A 19,298-nucleotide genomic window follows, 5' to 3' on the forward strand; every position below is an offset into this window, starting at 1 on the left:
GACGATGGTCAGGCGGGCAGGGTCATCGATGCCGTGATGAGCGCCAGCGTCACCTTGCGGAGCTCGGGCACGAGAAAGCGCCCCGGCGCTGAATGGTCAACGGTCCCGATGGCTTGCCGCCCGTCCTCGGCTGTATACGCGACTGCGTGGATCACTGCGTTCCGGCGCCGTGACGCGGGCCGGCCGCTGAGTTCGACCCAATCCACTTGATCCGCCCGTGATGATGCCTGAGCCAGCCGTTCAAGCTCCGCTATCGCTTGTCCCAGCGTCGTTTCGAAGGGCGCGTCCGAGGGAACCCCGTGGTGGCAGTTGATAGCGTCACGCACTCCGGCATGTAGACGCGCCGCGGCCCAAGCTACGCGTCCAAGCTCCACCAAGAGGTCCGGGTCGGTAGGCATGGAGTCGATGTAGCTGTCGGAAAGATTGTGCATCTCGCGATGATGTCACCGACGACGTTCGGACCCAATGCTCGATCGTTGAGCGGTCACTTTCGCCCGTTGCAGCGGTTTCGGTAGAAGTCGAGCGCACCGACGACGGTGCGGCGTCCCAACCGCAGGTGGTCGGCGTTCCGTTGAAACCAGGCTGAATCATCGTCGTCAGTGAAGGCTCAACGAGCGAGCGCCAAACCCGCAGTGGCGCTCCAAAGCGGGCGCCACGCTTAGTCGAGTGGTGCTCGGATAGGCTCCGAGCACCAGTACCCGTCGGGAGGACCCGGACATGCCCCGCACCAAAGGCGCGCTTAACCGCACACCGCGCGAGAAGGCGAAGGACACAAAGAATGCTGAGCAGAAGCGCAAGCTCCGCGAGCAGAAGAAGCGGCTGAAGGAAGAGAACGCGAAGCTGAAGGCGCGACTTAAGGCTCAGCGCAAGGCGAAGTAGCCACGAGAGCAGTGCCGCTACGGTCAGTGCATGGCAAAGCAGAACGAGGAGTACGTGCTCGGGCTGTGCGAGGAGGCACTCGGGGACACGGGCCTCCGGCAGCACCGGTTCGACTGGCTCGAAGGAGACCCGTCGCCGAAGACCGGGCGACGGATGACACTGCCCGTCGATGCGTACTGGCCCGACCGTGCGCTCGTGGTCGAGTTCCACGAAAAGCAGCACACTGAACAGGTGCGCCACTTCGACAAGCCGGACACGATGACGGTCTCGGGGATGCACCGGGGCCTGCAGCGCAAGCGTTATGACGACCGTCGTCGCGAACTGATTCCGGCGCACGGCATCAGGCTCGTAATCATCCCGATGAGCTACTTCGAGGTGCGCAGGACGAACATCGTGCAGCGCCACGACGAGGATCTCGCCATCGTGCGACGTGTGCTTCAGGAGTACAGCTACTAGCGCGGGCGCCTAACCGCTCGCACAAGGGTCAACCCCCTAGGGCGGGATCCTTTTCCGGACGGCGAGCGGCTCCATGACCCGAACTCGTGTTGGGTACTCGAAGGGTTTGCCGGTTCCGCTCGGAGCGGGCGTCTGGTCGTTGCGGAGCCCACGCGCGATAGAGGCTAGTCGACACGGTGCGGCCGACCCCCGCATCACGGAACGAAGCAGCTGACGTCCAAGCAGCAGGACGGCAGTCGGGCTCCGCCACGATGGCAGGCGGCGCCGTGACCCCGACTGCCATCACCGTCACCAGCCTCCGGCGGCACCTCAGGGGCCCTCATCTTCCGCGCGACACGCCCGGCGGTTTCGAGGACTTACTTCCCCCACGCGAACGACGACTCCATGATGTGAATGTAGCTCGCAGCCGGCATGGCAGTCGTTGACACGTTGGGGGGACCGATGGACCTATCCACACCGGAAGGCATCGCGGCGTTCTACAGTGCCCACAAAGACATGCTCCACCGCATCGCAGCCGCGCAGCTGGCGAAGGTCGGCGCTGAACGCGACGCAGAAGATGTCGTGCTCACTGTCGTCGAGGAACTGCTCCACAAGCGTCCCACCGGTGTGGAGGATCCGGAGGCGTTCGTCATCACGATGACGAAGCGCCGCGCCATCGACGCGATCCGGAGCCTGCATCCGAAGCGGTATGCCGGCGCGCCGGAAGCGCTCGAGGATCTCCCGCACCCCGTTGACGCGTACGTAGAGGTCGAGGATGCGTTCGATGAGGGCCTGGCCGTTGCCGAGGTGTGGGACGCGTGGGACGTGCTGACCGACAGGGAACGGGACGTCATCGCCCGCGTATCGATCCGGAACGAGCCGCAGAAGGACGTCGCGCAAGCGCTCGGGGTCACCCCGGCCCGCATTTCCCAGATCCTCACGAAAGCACTACAGAAGCTGCGGCAACAAATGGAAGGAGCGAAACGATGACCACCGACAACGACGACCTCGTCACCCGACTGATGGCGACCGGTCGACTGAACCGCGACGACGGATCAGCGCCCGTTCCGCTGCCCGAACTTTCCGCCGACCTACGACCCTTCGCCGCGATCGTGGACGAACTTCAGAACCTCGCCCGGTATGCAGGCGCTCCAGCGCTTGAGGACGACCGGGCGGCGAAGCTCCTTGGCCTCGTACCGTCACCGGAGAAACGCCTCGACGGTCGCCTCCTCAGCGCGCAGCGGCAACGTCGACAGCGCACCGTCAGCGGCGTCGCCACCGAGCTCAACCGACGTGGGTGGACTTTCACTCCGGCGGACGTGATGCGGTGGGAGACCACGAACGCCGCTGAGGTGCCTCCCGTTGTCATCGCCGCTCTCGCCGCACTGCTGAACACCTCAGCGGAACAGCTCATTAGTGCGTCCGCGCCTGCGGAGCAGGATGACCTCGTCCAGCAGCTCCGCCGTTCCCCCAGATTCGCCTCGCTCGTCACACGGTGGGCGCGACTACGTCAGATGGCCGTTCCGGAGGCCCGGGGTGCCCTAGAACGTCGTGCCCTCAGCACTGTGCACCGCGGAGCTCGGACAGACGTCGAGGACACGCTCTCCTCAATCGAGGCGCTCATCAGCGCGCTCGAAAGTAGAGAAGGACGATGAACCTAACCGGGGCTGTCGCGAAAGCACTGCAGCCCGTGCCCGATGAGCAACGACTACGATTCGCAGCCGACCCCGCCGCAACCATGCAGGACGAGTTCGGCCTCATCGTCGAGCAGGTTGAACATCTCGGCATCCAACGTGCGGCCGATGGTACCTGTGACGGTTTGTCGTTCCTGGAAGACGGGGTGGTGCTCTACGCCGCTTCCTCGAACAGCGACCGCGACCAATTCACGCTCGCCCACGAGTTCGCGCACATCCTCGTCACGAACGCTGGCCTCTACGACTGGATTGCGAACCAATACCGTCCGGAACATCTGCTCGAGATGCTCTGCGACCGCATCGCGCAGGCGCTGCTGCTTCCCGCGGCGACACTGCCGCCGCTACAGCGGCCCCTGCAAGCCGCCGACGTCATCGACCTTTATCGCACCACGCGCGCAAGTCGACCGGTCTGCATCATCGCCCTCACCGAGCAACTCCGAGGTCTCGGTGCCATCGCGATGATCGACCCCGAATACGGCGCCGTCGCGCACGCCTCAGTGCACCCCGATCCAGAGCACGGGTGGCCGACGGTCTACCCCTGGCGGAACCAGATCCTCGACCCTGGAAACCCCCTCCTCGAACTCCACGCAGGCACACCCCTCCGACGGCGCATCGGCTGGCGTGCTCCTTGGGGAGCGCAAGCGGACTTCTGGGTCGACGCTGTCCGCGACGGACGGTACGTCATCGCCGTCTTCGCAGACGCCAACATCTGGAGCGGCAGCAGTGGCATCGCCCAGCCGATCGGCGAACGCGACTACGACCAACGGCCGACCATCGCCATCTCCTGCTGTCAGGGGCCGGTATCCGTGCGCGGGTGGCCGTGCGCGACGTGTCGGGAACCGCACTGCCCGGTCTGCGGCAAGTGCCGCTGCGACCGGAACGCCGCCCGCGCCCGCGCATGCACCGAATGCGGAGTCTTGAAGAACTCATACCTCATCAACGGCACGGGCGTCTGCATCGACTGCCAGTAGCCCGCCGCCGCATGGCGCGGGGCGTCGTTCTCTGCAGTTCCACTCCTTCGATGTCCTCCTGCCCTTTGCCGCACCGCCGTGCCGACATGTCGCAGAAGTATCCGCGCAAGGGGCTTAAGTCGGCGCCTCTCCTTCCGACTACTGAGTGAGCGTGGCGGAACCGCCGACTCTCGCTCAGAGCGGAGGTGAATACAACAGTGGCAAAGAACACCGGCAACGGGCACCGCAACGGTGCCGTCAAGGGACGCAGCGAGTTCCAGCACAACGGTCAGTGGTTCAAGCGTGACACCAGCACGGGCCGCATCCTCAACGGGAGCGCGAACCAGCACAAGGGTGTCCGGAACGAAAAGTAATCAGCGGCGGGTGGGCTGCGACCTTCTCGCAGCCCACCCGCCCACCACCAACGCATCGCATCGCATCGCATCAACAGGAGAACAACCATGGCCGTTCACTGGGTGAACTACGACCTGAACACCACCGGGCAGAAGTATGACGCCCTCATCACATACCTCAAGTCGCACCGGAGCTGGGCGCGCCCGGCGAAGAGCAGCTAGTTCGTCGACACCGACCTCACCGCGAAGCAGCTCCGCGACGCCATCAGCGAGATCGTCGACAGCAACGACGCTGTCGCCGTCGTCACCGTCACCGGGCAGTCCTGGGCGACGCATGGAGTGTCGAAGAACGTCAACGACTGGATAAAGAATCACCTCTGAGTGTCAACCCACCTCACTAGTTACGCGACAGCGAGAGCAGTGACCCTGAGCCCAGTTGGAGCACACCCGGCGGCACCGACGCTGACCGGATATGACTGACGGCCCGCACCAGGCTCGTCTTGTCCCGCCTGCCCCTGAGCGGCCGCGTGCTGGCGACCAAACCGATCCCACGCGCTGCGCCGGCCTCTCCGACATGGACCGCCCAATAGGCTCCACCGTCAAGCGCTGAGCGTCGCATCACACGTCTGTCCACTTCCTATGCTGGTTCCCCGCCGGCTGCGCCGGCGAGGAGGAACCGGTCGCTCGAGCTGAATGGGCAATACTCACGGGCAGGAAAGAGACCCGCAAGCCGATCCTTCACCAGGCGCACTCGCTAGTTGCACGCCTTCCGGTGGTCGAGAGGGCGGGTCGCGTTCAGGCCGATGCGGACGTCACTGGCGCCGCAAGCCATCTTCGGTAGGCCGCGTCGATGCGTTGCTTCACCCGTGCATCAGGCGAGTGGTCATTGATCTTGGCGGCACCCATAGCGACCGGGATGGTGATGCGGCGATCATGACCCTGCTTGCTCATCACGACAACGACAGCCCCCTCCTCGACCCGGAGCACGCTCATCCGCGGTACTCGTCGTACAGAGACCAAACCAATGAGGACGAGCTGGCTCGAAGCGAACACGACCTTCAGAGCGAAAAGCCGCCACCAGAGCAAGACCAGGAACGCCACCAGCATCAACATCCAAGGGCCAGCAAACAAGGCAAGGACGGCGGTGCCGATGATTAGGAACGACAGCAGCCCAGACAGCAGATACTTCGTGGCCCGGGAGAACTGCACTACCTCGTTCACCTTTTCCGCCGCTGCGAGAGGACCGCATACACGATGGCTGCGACAATCAGCGGGACGCCAACCCACGGCACCCAGGGGAGCACCCCAGCACCCATCGTCATCCCTCCCGCTCGCCACGTCGGCAGTACCGAACTTCAATCAACCTAGCGAGTAACGCCGCGCGGTGCGGTGCGGTGCGGTGCGGTGCGAGATGCTGCCCGTAAGCCGGCCCCTCAGGGGAAAAGACCTCCCACCGCACGTTCATCACGGCGTTCGCGTCTCACATAGCTCGTCCGAAACGAATCTCGATGAGCGACCGCTATCCGGCCACATCGGCGACGGTGTCCGTCGACTGAGAACGCCCCACCGGCCGAAGCCAGCGGGGCGTCCCCAGAGGTCAGACCAGGATCAGAAGTCCCAGTCCTCGTCCTCAGTGTTCACGGCCTTGCCGATGACGTACGACGAGCCGGAGCCCGAGAAGAAGTCGTGGTTCTCGTCGGCGTTCGGCGACAGGGCGGAGAGGATGGCCGGGTTCACGTCCGTGATGTTCTTCGGGAACATCGGCTCGTAGCCCAGGTTCATCAGCGCCTTGTTGGCGTTGTAGTGCAAGAACTTCTTGACGTCCTCGGTCAGACCGACCTCGTCGTAGAGGTCCTGCGTGTACTGCACCTCGTTCTCGTACATCTCGAACAGCAGCGAGAACGTGTAGTCCTTGAGCTCGTCGCGCTCGGCCTGCGTGAGGGTCTCGAGGCCCTTCTGGTACTTGTAGCCGATGTAGTACCCGTGGACGGCTTCGTCACGGATGATCAGGCGGATCAGGTCAGCGGTGTTCGTGAGCTTGGCACGCGACGACCAGTGCATCGGCAGGTAGAAGCCCGAGTAGAACAGGAACGACTCGAGCAGCGTCGAGGCGACCTTGCGCTTCAACGGGTTGTCGCCCTGGTAGTAGTCCATCACGATGGACGCCTTCTTCTGCAGGTTCGGGTTCTCCTCGGACCAGCGGAAGGCCTCGTCGATCTCACGCGTCGACGCGAGGGTCGAGAAGATCGACGAGTAGGACTTGGCGTGCACCGACTCCATGAACGCGATGTTCGTGTAGACGGCTTCCTCGTGCGGGGTGATCGCGTCGGGGATGAGCGACACGGCGCCGACGGTGCCCTGGATGGTGTCGAGCAGGGTCAGACCGGTGAACACACGCATGGTCAGGGTCTGCTCGGCCGGCGTCAGCGTGTTCCACGACTGCACGTCGTTCGACAGCGGCACCTTCTCGGGCAGCCAGAAGTTGTTGACGAGACGGTTCCAGACCTCGACGTCCTTGTCGTCCTGGATGCGGTTCCAGTTGATGGCCTGGACCCGATCAATGAGCTTCAGCTTCTCGACCAACGTGTGTTCCTTACAGAGATGGTGACTAAGTGACGGACTGGAGGCGCGGTGCGGTTTGGCACCGCGCCTCCAGGGAGCAGAGCGGCAGCTCTACAGCATGCAGCTGACGCAGCCCTCGACCTCCGTGCCCTCCAGCGCGAGCTGGCGGAGACGGATGTAGTAGATCGTCTTGATGCCCTTGCGCCATGCGTAGATCTGCGCCTTGTTGATGTCACGCGTGGTGGCGGTGTCCTTGAAGAACAGCGTCAGGGACAGGCCCTGGTCCACGTGCTGCGTCGCCGCGGCGTACGTGTCGATGATCTTCTCGGCACCGATCTCGTACGCGTCCTGGTAGTAGTCCAGGTTGTCGTTCGTCATGAACGGCGCCGGGTAGTAGACGCGGCCGAGCTTGCCTTCCTTGCGGATCTCGATCTTCGACGCGATCGGGTGGATCGACGACGTCGAGTGGTTGATGTACGAGATCGAACCGGTCGGCGGGACGGCCTGCAGGTTCTGGTTGTAGATGCCGTGCTCCTGGACGGACGCCTTCAGCGCCTTCCAGTCGTCCTGCGTCGGGATCGTGATGTTCGCGTTGTCGAAGAGCGAGGCAACACGAGCGGTCGCGGGGGTCCACGCCTGGTCGGTGTACTTGTCGAAGAACTCACCCGACGCGTACTTCGAGTCGCGGAAGCCGTCGAAGGTCTCGCCGGTCTCGATCGCGATCTTGTTCGACGCACGAAGGGCGTGGAACAGCACCGTGTAGAAGTAGATGTTCGTGAAGTCGATGCCCTCTTCGGAGCCGTAGTAGACGCGCTCACGAGCAAGGTAGCCGTGCAGGTTCATCTGGCCGAGGCCGATGGCGTGCGACTTGTCGTTGCCGTCCTCGACGGAACGCACCGAGGTGATGTGCGACATCTGCGAGACCGAGGTCAGGCCGCGGATGGCCGTCTCGATGGTCTTGCCGAAGTCGGGCGAGTCCATCGTCAGCGCGATGTTCAGCGATCCGAGGTTGCAGGAGATGTCCTTACCGATCTCCTTGTAGGACAGGTCCTCGTTGAAGGTCGTCGGGGTGTTGACCTGCAGGATCTCCGAGCACAGGTTGGACATGTTGATCCGACCCTTGATCGGGTTGGCCTTGTTCACCGTGTCCTCGAACACGATGTACGGGTAGCCCGACTCGAACTGGATCTCGGCGATGGTCGTGAAGAAGTCACGCGCCTTGATCTTCGTCTTCTTGATGCGCGAGTCGTCGACCATCGCGCGGTAGTTCTCGGAGATCGGGACGTCGCCGAAGGGGACGCCGTAGACCTTCTCGACGTCGTACGGCGAGAACAGGTACATGTCCTCGTTGTTCTTCGCGAGCTCGAACGTGATGTCCGGCACGACGACGCCGAGGGACAGCGTCTTGATGCGGATCTTCTCGTCGGCGTTCTCGCGCTTGGTGTCGAGGAACTTCATGATGTCCGGGTGGTGGGCGCTGAGGTAGACCGCGCCGGCACCCTGACGCGCACCGAGCTGGTTCGCGTAGGAGAAGGAGTCTTCCAGCAGCTTCATCACGGGGATGATGCCCGAGGACTGGTTCTCGATCTGCTTGATCGGGGCGCCGGCCTCGCGGATGTTGGAGAGGAGCAGGGCCACGCCGCCGCCGCGCTTCGAGAGCTGCAGCGAGGAGTTGATGCCGCGCGAGATCGACTCCATGTTGTCCTCGATGCGGAGCAGGAAGCAGGAGACGAGTTCGCCGCGCTGTGCCTTCGCAGTGTTGAGGAACGTGGGGGTCGCGGGCTGGAAGCGGCCGGCGACGATCTCTTCGACCAGGTCGATGGCGAGCTGCTCGTTGCCCTGAGCAAGGCCGAGGGCGGTCATGACGACGCGGTCCTCGAAGCGCTCCAGGTACCGCTTGCCGTCGAACGTCTTGAGCGTGTAGCTCGTGTAGTACTTGAACGCGCCGAGGAACGTCTGGAACCGGAACTTCTTCGAGTACGCCAGGTCGTTGAGTCGCTGGATGAAGTCCAGCGAGTACATGTCGATCGTGGCTTTTTCGTAGTACTCGTTCTCGACCAGGTAGTCGAGCCGCTCCTTCAGGTTGTGGAAGAAGACGGTGTTCTGGTTGACGTGCTGCAGGAAGAACTGCTTGGCGGCCTCACGATCCTTGTCGAACTGGATGTTCCCGTCCGCGTCGTAGAGGTTGAGCATCGCGTTGAGGGAGTGGTAGTCCATCCCCGTCTGCGGCGACGTCAGATCGACGTCTGCAACTGCTGCGTCCAAAATGCATCCAATCCTGAGTTGACCGCCGACACGTCGTCAGGGGTCCCGAAGAGTTCGAATCTGTAGAGAAGGGGGACGTTGCACTTCTGCGCGATGACGTCCCCTGCGAGGCCGTACGCCTCGCCGAAGTTCGTGTTGCCACCCACCACCACGCCGCGGATGAGCGAGCGGTTGTGGGCGTCGTTGAGGAACTTGATGACCTGCTTGGGGACTGCACCCTCGCCGTTGCCGCCACCGTAGGTGGGCAGGACCAGGACGTAGGGCTCGTCGACGTGCAGGAACGGTTCGCTCGGGTAGAGCGGGATCCGGTCCGCGTCGCGGCCGAGCTTCTCGACGAAGCGCGCGGTGTACCCGGACACGCTCGAGAAGTAGACCAATCGGCTCATGGTGCGCTCCTCGTGGAAAGGTGCGGACAGGCGGACCGGACGGGCCAGGAGAGGCGAGTCGCTCCTCCCGAGATGCCCTGCCTGCGGGCCCCTTCGGGGCCCGCAGAACGACTACGCCAGTTCGGCGCTGAGGGTCGCGATCTTGTCGGGGCGGAAGCCCGACCAGTGGTCGTCGTCCGTGACGACGACGGGGGCCTGCATGTAGCCGAGGCTCTTGACGTGCTCGAGCGCTGCTTCGTCCGTGGAGACGTCGTGCACTTCGTACTCGATGCCCTTGTTGTCGAGGGCCCGGTACGTCGCGGTGCACTGGACGCAGGACGGCTTGGTGTAGACGGTGACGGCCATGTTCTCCCCTGGTTCCTACTGGTTTCTGCTGTGCTGTGGAGGTGGTGCTGATGTCTGTCCGCAGTCGTGTCCGGGAGGGGCCGCTGCGATGCCTCCACACTACATCTAGTGGCTAGCCGCAGCACCGACCACTAGAGGAAGTGTTACAGCCATGTAGTTCTCCACAACGTCCTCCACAGTCTGTGGATTCCCGGGAGGCCCGAGTTTCCGCCAGTCTGCGGCCGACCACCGACACTTCCCCACACCGGTGGACAGTCCCGATCCACAGATGTGGAATCAACGCCTCGGCGTGTCGCGAACCGCCCCTCCCCAGGACGGGGGACACCCCTGTCCGGCCGGTCCGTACACTCGTCTCGTGAGTACGTACGGGCCCCTCCTGAAGACCCCTGGCGTGGGTCGTGTCATCGCCGCACAGCTCACCGCACGGTTCCCGTTCGGCATGCTGTCGCTGGCCTACCTGCTGCACGTCGAGCACGTGTTCGACTCCTACGGCGCGGCCGGGCTGGTGCTCGCGACGACGAGCATCGGGCAGGCACTGGCCGGCCCCCTGACGAGCCGGTGGATGGGCAGCTGGGGCATGCGCCCCGTCCTCATCCTGACGAGCATCGTCGCGCTGATCAGCATGGTGGTCATCGCGTTCGTGGTCATGCCGCTCTGGGGCTACGTGGTGGTCGGGTTCCTCGGCGGCCTGGCGGTCCCGCCCGTGCAGCCGGCGGTGCGCACCATCTACCCGAAGATGGTGACGTCGGCGCAGCTCACGCCCCTCTTCTCCCTCGACGCCAGCGCGCAGGAGCTCATCTGGGTCGCCGGCCCGGTCATCACCACCTTCGTCGCCACCCAGGTCGGCACGGTCGAGGCGATCGTCGTCGCGATGGTCTTCCTGGTCGTCGGCGGCGCGTGGTTCATCGCCTCCCCCGAGCTCGGTCGAGTCCGCATCCCCCGTTCCAAGCGCGCCTTCGGTGTCGTGCTGAAGCGCCCTGCCGTCGTCGTCGCCACGCTGACCGGTCTGCTGCTGATCGGGGCCTGCGCCGCGGTCGAGGCGAGCGTCACCAGCGTCTTCGGCGAGGGCAGCCCGAACGCCGGCATCGTCCTCGCGGTGTTCGCGGTCGGTTCGCTCGCCGGCGGTCTGGCGTTCGGCCACCGGCCGATCTCCCGCAACACCCTGTGGACGCGCATGGCCGTCGTCTTCGTCGGCCTCACCCTGGCCCTCGGTGGCACGGGCTTCTGGTGGCTCTGCCTGGCCCTGGTCATCGCGGGCGTGGGCATCGCGCCGGCCCTCGCGGTGATGTTCGGTTCGGTCTCCGCCACCGTCAAGTTCTCCGACACGGCCGAGGCCTACGGCTGGATGGGCACCGGCCAGCTGATCGGCGCCGCCGGCGGTTCGGCGATCGCCGGCTTCCTGATCGACGGCAGCGGCCCCGTCGGCGGCTTCACCGTCGGCGCCGTGATGGCCGGCCTGGGCGTGCTGCTCCCCCTGGCGATGCGCAGCTGGCTGCCCGACCTGCGCGGCCGTGACGCCAGCCCCCTGCCCGACACCGAGCCGGTGCACCTGCCGACTTGAGCGGGTGGGCGGGCGGCGGGCGCGCGGCGGCGGGTGTCGGTGGGCGGTTTCGGGCGTACCTGGTCGAATCGGGCGTACCTGGTCGGAAGTTCTGACCAGGTACGCCCGATTCCACTCGCCATCGCGGCCGCTATGGGAAGGAACGTGCGTCCGGCGCGCGGGTCGTGTTCTCCACAGATGGCCTGGAGGCCCGGCGCGCGCCCGCCAGGCACCGGCAGGATGGGTGCATGGTCACCTCAGTTCCCCTGCGCGACGGCCGCTCGATCCCCGCGATCGGCTTCGGCGTCTACAAGGTCGACGATGCCGAAGCGGAGACGGCGGTCGGCCTCGCGCTGGACGCCGGCTACCGGCACGTCGACACCGCCGAGATGTACGGCAACGAGACCGGCGTCGGCACGGCGATCCGAGCCTCCGGGCTGGACCGTGACGACGTCTTCGTGACGACCAAGGTGTGGAACGACCACCAGGGGCGCGACGCGACCCTGCGGGCATTCGACGGCAGCCTCGAGCGGCTGGGGCTCGACGCCGTCGACCTCTACCTGATCCACTGGCCGGCCGCCGCGAACGACCGGTACGTCGAGACCTGGCGCGCTCTGGTGGAACTGCGTGAGTCAGGGCGGGCGCGGAGCATCGGCGTCTCGAACTTCCAGGTGCCGCACCTGCAGCGGCTCATCGACGAGACCGGCGAGGTACCGGCGCTGAACCAGGTCGAACGGCACCCGTGGCTGCCGCAGCGCGAACTCATCGCGTTCCACGAGCAGCACGACATCGTGACCGGGGCGTGGTCGCCGCTCGGCCGCGGGCGCCTGATCGACGAGCCGGTACTGACCGACATCGCGGACGCGCACGGCGTGAGCGTGGCGCAGGTGCTCGTGCGGTGGAACGTGCAGCAGGGCGTCGTGGTGCTGCCGAAGTCGGTCACGCCGTCGCGGATCCGCTCGAACCTCGACGTCGACGGCTTCGTGCTGACCGACGACGAGCTCGCAGCGATCGCGACGCTCGAGTCCGGGCAGCGGACGGGCTCCCACCCGGACTCGGTGTCGTAGCCGGGCGGGGTACGCACTGTTCAGCCACAGCGAGTGACGGGCCGTACTGTCGAGGGGTGATCGATCCTCAACAGACCGCCCGTGAACACCTGCGCCCCGACGAGCACCTGTACTGGGCCGGCACGAGCGATCCGGCCAGGCTCCTCTCGGGCCGCGACGGCTTCCTCATCCCGTTCTCGCTGCTCTGGTGCGGATTCGTGGCGTTCTGGACCGTCTCGGCCGTGACCAGCGGAGCGCCGCCCTTCTTCTTGGTCGTCGGGTCGCTGTTCACGCTGATGGGCCTGCACTTGCTCGTCGGACGGTTCCTCGTGAAGCGGTACCGCAAGCGGACGACCGTCTACGCCGTGACCGATCGCCGGGCCCTCGTGATCACCCCTCGCGGCACGCGGGAGGTCCCGATCGGCCGCACCGACCGCACCGTGAGCTGGACCGGTGACCGGCAGCACTGCGACGTCGAGTGGGACGCGACGGGAGGCGGACCGGGATCGATGCTCTTCGGGTGGGGAACGAACGCGAAGGTCTACGCGAACACTGGTCTCGACGGTTTCTTCGGACCACAGCCGATGGCGTTCTGGGACGTCACCGACGGCGAGGCTCTCGTGCGCGAACTCGACCGGGCTTCGAGCTAGCCCCGGCGGTCCTCCTCGGACTGCCACGGCAGGTGCAGGTCACCCGGTTCGGGCTCGACGTCGCCGGCATCGTCCGCGCCACCCGTCCCGGGGGCCGCGATGACCTTGGACGGGTCGATGCCGTCCGCACGCAGGTCGGCGTCGTCGCGCTGCTTCGTCTGGGACGCGTCCATCTCGCGCTCACTCGACGGGCTGTACGACGTGTCCGCTGCTCGCTGCTCGCGTCCGCTGACCCCGTCGACGTCGTCGCTGTGCGCGGCGTCGCGGAGCGCGTCGTTGCGTGCGCGGTCGTCCGACGGCTCGGGGCCGGGGGCGTTCGGGATGCTCTCGCTCATGGTGTTTCCTCCTGCAGCGGACGGTAGTCCTCGGCCCCGTGTAACGAGTCTGGCTCGGTCCGCTCCCCGCACTCGATGACGTCCCTGGCCCCCGCTACGCTGCCGACGAGGGGGAACGATGGGACGAACACGGACCGCGACGACCGCGGTGATCGGCTCGGCGCTGGTGGGGCTGCTGCTCGCCGGGTGCACGGCGTTCGGCGGCGACGACGCGATCCCGACGCCGACGCGACAGGCGTCACTCGACCGAACGGACCGAAACCAGGGAGCGGACCCGACTCCGACCGCACAACAGGTCAGCACGCCGCAGGTCCTGGCGGCCGGCACGGTCGCCGCCGAGACCGATGTCGTCTCGGCGAGCGGTGACACCCGGATCCACGTTCGGGTCGTCGCGAACGAGAGCGGCACCTTCGACGCCGAGTTGTCCGGCTACCACACGACGAACCCGCAGTGGATGAGCTTGGAGTTCCGCGGTGGTGACGCTGACGGTGGCGGCGACGCCAGCGGGTACCGCGCCGGAGTCGTCATCTGGGACCCGGAGACCGGTGCACCGGACTCGGTCGGACTGTCCGAGGCTGGGTCCACTCCGGACTTCCTGCACAGCGTCGCGCTCGTGCCGGCGCCGTCTGATGACGGGGACGATTCCGGACGCACCGGAATCGGCTCCGTGCTTGCAGTTGCTCCGTTGCGCTGGACGATCCCCGACCCGTACCCGCACCTTCAGGTCGACGTGGGCGCAGCGCGGCCCGGGGCAAACGGATGGGTGCACGAGCGTGACAGCGTGCCGGTGTCCTACCAGGTGTCGAGCGACGACGCGCAGGTGACGGTCGCCGAACGCTTGGGCATCACCGTCGCGCAACTCCGCTGGCTGAACCCGTCGCTGCAGACGGGAGCGGGCGACCAGCTCATCACGGACACCGATCTCAACCTGGATCCCGCAGCGCGCTGATCCGGTCGCCGCCCCGCCGCGCAGAGCCCGTCCGTACGGTCGGTTACGGTTGACCAGCACTCGCGAGCACTCGGCACCACCAGGAGGTCCCATCGTGACGATCGTCGCCGCCGCAGACGGCTCAGCCCTCGGCAACCCCGGCCCCGCCGGGTGGGCCTGGTACGTCGACGACGACCGGTGGGCGGCCGGCGGCTGGCCCCGCGCGACGAACAACATCGGCGAGCTCACCGCCGTCCTGCAGCTGCTCCGCGCCACGAAGGACGCCGGCGAGCCGCTGCACATCCTGTGCGACAGCCAGTACGCCATCAAGGCGTGCACCGAGTGGCTCGCCGGCTGGAAGCGCAAGGGCTGGCGGAAGGCCGACGGCAAGCCGGTCCTCAACGTCGAGATCATCAAGGAACTCGACGCGGAACTGCAGGGCCGCAAGGTCACGTTCGAGTGGGTCCGCGGCCACGTCGGTCACGAGATGAACGAGGCCGCCGACGTGCGTGCCCGCGGTGCCGCCACCGCGTTCCAGAACGGCACCGACGTGCCGCACGGTCCCGGCTGGCCCGGCGCCGAGGTCCCCGAGCCGTCCGCGCTGCCCGACGCGACCCCGCCCGCGACCCTCTTCTGACCCCTCGCGCGGGTCAGTAGGTCCCGTCGCGCCGATCCTGGCGGGTGATCTGCTCCCCCGACGCCGGGTCGACGCCCGAGCGCGTGGTGGTCGTGGTGCGGCGACCGCCGAAGGCCACGGCGAGGCTGATGATGAGCAGCACGACACCGGCTGCCATCAGGATGTAGCCGATCAGGCGGAGGTCGATACCGGCGAGCTGGATGTTCAGCGCGAAGGCGACGATCGCGCCGATGACGATCAGGGCGATGCTGGATCCGATGCGCATGACGCAGTCCTCTCGGGTGGGGGTGGTGCCGGAGACGGTACACGTCCGACAACCCCAGCGCCGATCAGTCGACGTCCACCTCGGCCCAACCGTCGAACCGCCCGATCTCGGTGACCCGCACGACGGCCTCGCCGACCTCGTCCGAGGCGTCCAGGTCGATCGTCGCCGAGAACCCGAAGTCCTTGTCGCCCTCGGGGTCGGCGAAGATCTGCCGCGCCTTCCACACCCGGGGTGATGCGGTGGCACCGCTCTCGTCGAGCACCAGGTACTGCATCGAACGCGCATCGGCGTCGGTGCCGATGCTGTCGTGTTCCTCGTAGTACTCCTCGAGCACGTTGTCCCACGCGGCCCGGTCGAAGCCCGCGGTCGCGTCGAGTTCCCCGAGCCCGTCGATGTCGTCGGCCGCGGCGAGCAGCACCCGCTGGAACAGGGCGTTGCGCACGAGCACCCGGAACGCCCGCGGGTTGCCGGTGAGCCGTGCGGGCTGCGGCGGCGCGATCTCCTCGTGCTCCTCGGACGCCAGCAGGACGTCGCCGTTGAGCAGCGCCTCCCACTCGTCGACGAGTGAGGAGTCGGTCTGCCGCACGACCTCGCCCAGCCACTCGATCAGGTCGTCGAGCTCCTGGGTCCGCTGTTCCTCGGCGATCGTCTGTCGCATGGTCCGGTACGCGTCGGACAGGTAGCGGAGCACGAGCCCCTCGGAGCGGGTGAGCTGGTAGAAGCGCACGAAGTCGCCGAAGGTCATCGCGCGTTCGTACATGTCGCGGACGACGGCCTTCGGGGACAGCTGGAAGTCGAGCACCCAGGGCTGTTCGGCGGCGTAGGCCTCGTACGCCGCCTCCAACAGCTCGGACAGCGGGCGAGGCCAGGTGACCTCCTCGAGCAGCTCCATCCGCTCCTCGTACTCGATCCCCTCCTGCTTCATGCGGGCGACGGCCTCGCCGCGCTCCTTGAACTGCTGCTGCGACAGGATCGCCCGCGGGTCGTCGAGGGTGGCCTCGACGACCGAGACCATGTCCAGTGCATAAGTGGGAGAAGAAGGGTCGAGCAACTCGAACGCGGCGAGCGCGAACGGTGACAGCGGCTGGTTGAGCGCGAAGTTCGGCGCGATGTCGACGGTCAGACGGTAGGCGCCGTCGACCTTCTCGATCACCCGCGCGTTGATGAGGGTCCGGGCGATGACGAGCGCCCGCCGGGCCATCGCGAGCTGCCGGGAGCGCGGTTCGTGGTTGTCGTAGACCAGCGACCGGACGTCCGCGAAGGCATCGCCACCACGGGCGACGACGGACAGCACCATCGCGTGCGTGATCCGCATGCGCGAGACCATCGGCTCCGGCTCGGCCGCGATCAGCCGCTCGAACGATGCCTGCCCCCAGGACACGAAGCCCTCGGGCGCCTTCTTCCGCTTGATCTTGTTCTTCTTCTTGGGGTCGTCGCCGGCCTTGGCGACGGCGCGGGCGTTCTCGATGTCGTGCTCGGGTGCCTCGGCGACGACGTCGCCCTCGGTGTCGTACCCGGCACGTCCGGCCCGGCCGGCGATCTGGTGGAACTCCCGCGCGGACAGCTGGCGCATCTTCGTGCCGTCGAACTTCGTCAGCCCGGTGAACAGCACGGACCGGATCGGCACGTTGATCCCGACACCCAGGGTGTCGGTGCCGCAGATGACGGGCAGCAGGCCGCGCTGGGCGAGCTGCTCGACGAGTCGTCGGTACTTCGGGAGCATGCCGGCGTGGTGCACGCCGATGCCGGCCCGGATCAGGCGCGACAGGGTCTGTCCGAACCCGGCGCTGAACCGGAAGCCGGCGATGGCGTCGGCGATCTGGTCGCGGCGTTCGCGCGAGGCGACCTTCGCCGACATCAGCGACTGCGCCCGCTCGAGTGCGGCGGCCTGGGCGAAGTGCACGATGTAGATCGGCGCCTTGCCCTCCTCGAGGAGCCGCTCGACCGTCTCCTGCACGGGCGTCATCACGTACTGGTACTCGAGCGGCACGGGTCGCGAGACACCCGTCACGCGGGCGGTGGGCCGACCGGTCCGGCGGGACAGGTCGTCGGCGATGGTCGTGACGTCGCCGAGGGTCGCCGACATGAGCAGGAACTGCGCACGCTCGAGCACGAGCAGCGGCACCTGCCACGCCCAGCCGCGGTCGGGGTCGCCGTAGAAGTGGAACTCGTCCATCACGACGACGTCGACGTCGGCGTCCGGTCCCTGCCGTAGCGCCAGGTTCGCCAGGATCTCGGCGGTGCAGCAGACGATCGGGGCGTCGGCGTTGACGCTCGAGTCGCCGGTGACCATGCCGACGTTCTGCGCACCGAACAGCTCGACGAGCTGGAAGAACTTCTCGGACACCAGCGCCTTGATCGGTGCCGTGTAGTAGCTCCGCTTGCCCTCGGCGAGCGCGGCGAAGTGCGCGCCGGCCGCGACGAGCGACTTCCCGGTGCCGGTCGGCGTGCTCAGCACGACGTTCGCGCCGGACACGAGCTCGATGACGGCTTCGTCCTGCGCCGGGTACAGCGGTCGGCCGCCCTCCGCGGCCCAGGCCGCGAAGGCCTCGTAGACCTCGTCGGGGTCGACGACGCCGTCCACCGCCGCCGGGATCGCGGCGACGAGCGGGGGCAGGGCGGTGACGTCGGTCATGCGCCCATCCTCCCAGGTACGGCCATGACGGACTGGGCCCACGCCGCCGGTACCGGGGCGACGCGCCAGCGGCGGACCGGCCGTGCCGGTGGGGAGAGGCCCGTGGCGGCGCCGCCACGGGCCTCCCGTCCGCCCCGTCGCCGACTCAGGCGCATTTCGATACGTGCGCATAGACTCGCGACATGCGCGAACTCGGCTTCCTCTCCTTCGTCCCGAACCACGGCGGCATCGACGGCGCCGCCGGCGCCCTGGAGGACGGCCTGCGCCTGTTCGAGACCGCCGAGTCGCTCGGCTACGGGACGGGCTGGGTGCGCGGACGGCACTTCGAGCCGTACCTGACGAGCCCGATGACCTTCTTCGCGGCAGCCGCGCAGCGCACCAGCACCATCGCGTTCGGCACCGCCGTGCTCGGCATGCGCTACGAGGACCCGGTGCGCCTGGCCGAGGACGCCAGCACCGTCGACCTGCTCAGTGGTGGCCGGGTCCAGCTCGGCATCAGCACGGGCATCGCCGGGTACGGTCCGATCCTCGACCCGGTGTTCGGCACGGTCGACCGTAGCTTCCGAGACGAGGCCGAGGCCCGCGCCGCACGGCTGCTCGAGGTGCTGCAGGGCGAGCCCCTCGGCAGCGCCGGCAAAGGCTACGAGAGCATCCCCGCCGGGGCCGACCTGACCCTGCAGCCGCTCAGCCCGGGCCTGCGCGACCGCGTGTGGTGGGGCGGCGGCAGCATGGGCACGGCGGTCCGCACGGCCGAGAAGGGCCTCCTGCTGCACTGCTCGACCCTGAACACCGAAGACACCGGCGCCCCGTTCGCCCAGGCGCAGGCCGACCAGATCGCCGCCTACCGCGAGCGGTTCGCCGAGTTGCACCCGCAGCGCGAGTCCAAGGTCGCCGTGGGCCGGATCGTGGTGCCGCTCCTCGACGACCACGACCGCGCCGTGCACGAGGAGTTCCTGACCGGGTACGCCTCCGGGATGGACGACGAGGGCCGGCCGCTCTCGGGTACCCCGCCGTTCCGCTTCAGCAAGGTCGTGTCCGGCGAACCGGCGGCCATCGTCGACAGCCTGCTCGCCGACCCGGCGGTCACCGCCACCGACGAACTGGTCATCACCCTGCCGGCGAACGGCGACCGTGCGGCGCACGAACGGATCCTGCGCATCGTTGCCGAGGAGATCGCCCCGGCGCTGCGGGCCTGAGGGCCGGTGCCGCGGGCTAGAGCGCCGGTGCCGCGGGCCCGACCACCTGCGGTCCCGCCGCCGCACCACCACCGAGAGTCAAGGGCATCCGGCGGGGCTCTGATCGAGTTGGTGAGGCCCGAGAGCCCGGCCGGATGACCATCTCGTCCCTGATCCGCACGAGATGGTGCACCCATCGTTCCACCTACCGAGCGGTT

21 protein-coding genes are annotated in these 19,298 nt (G+C 67.1%); 12 read left to right on the forward strand and 9 right to left on the reverse strand.

Annotated features, from left to right (window positions below):
- Positions 1-8: 8 nt before the first annotated feature.
- Entirely contained in the window at positions 9-431 is a 423-nt protein-coding gene (locus DEJ12_RS15275; protein WP_111030639.1) for a hypothetical protein, read from the reverse strand.
- Positions 432-717: 286 nt separating this feature from the next.
- Here DEJ12_RS15275 and DEJ12_RS18115 point away from each other — a divergent pair, with 286 nt between their 5' ends.
- The 6 genes from DEJ12_RS18115 to DEJ12_RS18120 all read left to right on the forward strand — a co-directional run bounded on the left by DEJ12_RS18115 (position 718) and on the right by DEJ12_RS18120 (position 4,332).
- Positions 718-879 (forward strand): hypothetical protein, encoded by a 162-nt coding sequence (locus DEJ12_RS18115; protein ID WP_181433102.1) that lies wholly within the window; start codon positions 718-720, stop codon positions 877-879.
- Positions 880-909: 30 nt separating this feature from the next.
- A complete protein-coding gene (locus DEJ12_RS15280) occupies positions 910-1,335 on the forward strand; it encodes a hypothetical protein (RefSeq protein ID WP_111030640.1) in 426 nt (141 codons plus the stop codon).
- 441 nt (positions 1,336-1,776) lie between these two features.
- Positions 1,777-2,304, forward strand: a complete 528-nt coding sequence (locus DEJ12_RS15285; protein WP_181433103.1) for a sigma-70 family RNA polymerase sigma factor — start codon at positions 1,777-1,779, stop codon at positions 2,302-2,304.
- The gene (locus DEJ12_RS15290; protein ID WP_111030642.1) at positions 2,301-2,969 is read left to right on the forward strand and encodes a hypothetical protein; all 669 of its coding nucleotides are present in this window, start codon (positions 2,301-2,303) and stop codon (positions 2,967-2,969) included. Before DEJ12_RS15285 ends, DEJ12_RS15290 begins: the two co-directional genes overlap by 4 nt.
- Entirely contained in the window at positions 2,966-3,979 is a 1,014-nt protein-coding gene (locus DEJ12_RS15295) for an ImmA/IrrE family metallo-endopeptidase (protein WP_111030643.1), read from the forward strand. Before DEJ12_RS15290 ends, DEJ12_RS15295 begins: the two co-directional genes overlap by 4 nt.
- 197 nt (positions 3,980-4,176) lie before the next feature.
- Entirely contained in the window at positions 4,177-4,332 is a 156-nt protein-coding gene (locus tag DEJ12_RS18120) for a hypothetical protein (protein WP_173208362.1), read from the forward strand.
- A gap of 774 nt (positions 4,333-5,106) precedes the next feature.
- Here the strand turns inward: DEJ12_RS18120 and DEJ12_RS15300 are convergent.
- From DEJ12_RS15300 to nrdH, 5 genes are all read right to left on the reverse strand, one after another.
- A complete protein-coding gene (locus DEJ12_RS15300; protein ID WP_111030644.1) occupies positions 5,107-5,520 on the reverse strand; it encodes a hypothetical protein in 414 nt (137 codons plus the stop codon).
- 399 nt (positions 5,521-5,919) lie between these two features.
- Positions 5,920-6,894, reverse strand: a complete 975-nt coding sequence (gene nrdF / locus DEJ12_RS15305) for a class 1b ribonucleoside-diphosphate reductase subunit beta (RefSeq protein ID WP_017886894.1) — start codon at positions 6,892-6,894, stop codon at positions 5,920-5,922.
- 90 nt (positions 6,895-6,984) lie between these two features.
- Complete coding sequence (gene nrdE / locus DEJ12_RS15310) at positions 6,985-9,090, reverse strand: class 1b ribonucleoside-diphosphate reductase subunit alpha (RefSeq protein ID WP_111030645.1); 2,106 nt, start codon at positions 9,088-9,090, stop codon at positions 6,985-6,987.
- 17 nt (positions 9,091-9,107) lie between these two features.
- The gene (nrdI, locus tag DEJ12_RS15315) at positions 9,108-9,524 is read right to left on the reverse strand and encodes a class Ib ribonucleoside-diphosphate reductase assembly flavoprotein NrdI (protein WP_027465945.1); all 417 of its coding nucleotides are present in this window, start codon (positions 9,522-9,524) and stop codon (positions 9,108-9,110) included.
- 111 nt (positions 9,525-9,635) lie between these two features.
- Entirely contained in the window at positions 9,636-9,869 is a 234-nt protein-coding gene (gene nrdH / locus DEJ12_RS15320) for a glutaredoxin-like protein NrdH (RefSeq protein WP_017886897.1), read from the reverse strand.
- Between the two features lie 355 nt (positions 9,870-10,224).
- On the opposite strand from nrdH, the gene DEJ12_RS15325 reads away from it, so the two are divergent.
- The 3 genes from DEJ12_RS15325 to DEJ12_RS15335 all read left to right on the forward strand — a co-directional run bounded on the left by DEJ12_RS15325 (position 10,225) and on the right by DEJ12_RS15335 (position 13,105).
- On the forward strand, positions 10,225-11,430 hold the full coding sequence (locus DEJ12_RS15325; protein WP_071405882.1) for an MFS transporter: 1,206 nt from the start codon (positions 10,225-10,227) through the stop codon (positions 11,428-11,430).
- Between the two features lie 227 nt (positions 11,431-11,657).
- Entirely contained in the window at positions 11,658-12,476 is an 819-nt protein-coding gene (locus tag DEJ12_RS15330; protein ID WP_111030646.1) for an aldo/keto reductase, read from the forward strand.
- 56 nt (positions 12,477-12,532) lie between these two features.
- Positions 12,533-13,105 (forward strand): hypothetical protein, encoded by a 573-nt coding sequence (locus tag DEJ12_RS15335; RefSeq protein ID WP_111030647.1) that lies wholly within the window; start codon positions 12,533-12,535, stop codon positions 13,103-13,105.
- Here DEJ12_RS15335 and DEJ12_RS15340 read toward each other — a convergent pair.
- On the reverse strand, positions 13,102-13,440 hold the full coding sequence (locus DEJ12_RS15340) for a hypothetical protein (protein WP_111030648.1): 339 nt from the start codon (positions 13,438-13,440) through the stop codon (positions 13,102-13,104). The two genes, DEJ12_RS15335 and DEJ12_RS15340, sit on opposite strands and share 4 nt — an antisense overlap.
- Positions 13,441-13,558: 118 nt before the next feature.
- Here DEJ12_RS15340 and DEJ12_RS15345 point away from each other — a divergent pair, with 118 nt between their 5' ends.
- Both DEJ12_RS15345 and DEJ12_RS15350 read left to right on the forward strand, forming a co-directional pair.
- Complete coding sequence (locus DEJ12_RS15345) at positions 13,559-14,389, forward strand: hypothetical protein (RefSeq protein WP_146245572.1); 831 nt, start codon at positions 13,559-13,561, stop codon at positions 14,387-14,389.
- Positions 14,390-14,483: 94 nt separating this feature from the next.
- Positions 14,484-15,005: a ribonuclease H gene (locus DEJ12_RS15350; protein ID WP_111030650.1), complete on the forward strand. Its 522-nt coding sequence runs from the start codon at positions 14,484-14,486 to the stop codon at positions 15,003-15,005.
- Between the two features lie 13 nt (positions 15,006-15,018).
- On the opposite strand, the gene DEJ12_RS15355 is transcribed toward DEJ12_RS15350, so the two are convergent.
- Entirely contained in the window at positions 15,019-15,270 is a 252-nt protein-coding gene (locus DEJ12_RS15355) for a DUF6458 family protein (RefSeq protein WP_027465939.1), read from the reverse strand.
- A 64-nt stretch (positions 15,271-15,334) separates the two neighbouring features.
- The gene (locus DEJ12_RS15360) at positions 15,335-17,905 is read right to left on the reverse strand and encodes an RNA helicase (RefSeq protein WP_111030651.1); all 2,571 of its coding nucleotides are present in this window, start codon (positions 17,903-17,905) and stop codon (positions 15,335-15,337) included.
- Positions 17,906-18,087: 182 nt separating this feature from the next.
- On the opposite strand from DEJ12_RS15360, the gene DEJ12_RS15365 reads away from it, so the two are divergent.
- Positions 18,088-19,101: an LLM class flavin-dependent oxidoreductase gene (locus DEJ12_RS15365; RefSeq protein ID WP_111030652.1), complete on the forward strand. Its 1,014-nt coding sequence runs from the start codon at positions 18,088-18,090 to the stop codon at positions 19,099-19,101.
- The last annotated feature ends 197 nt before the right edge of the window (positions 19,102-19,298 follow it).

Source organism: Curtobacterium sp. MCLR17_059 (assembly GCF_003234665.1).
Classification (GTDB): Bacteria; Actinomycetota; Actinomycetes; order Actinomycetales; family Microbacteriaceae; genus Curtobacterium; species Curtobacterium flaccumfaciens.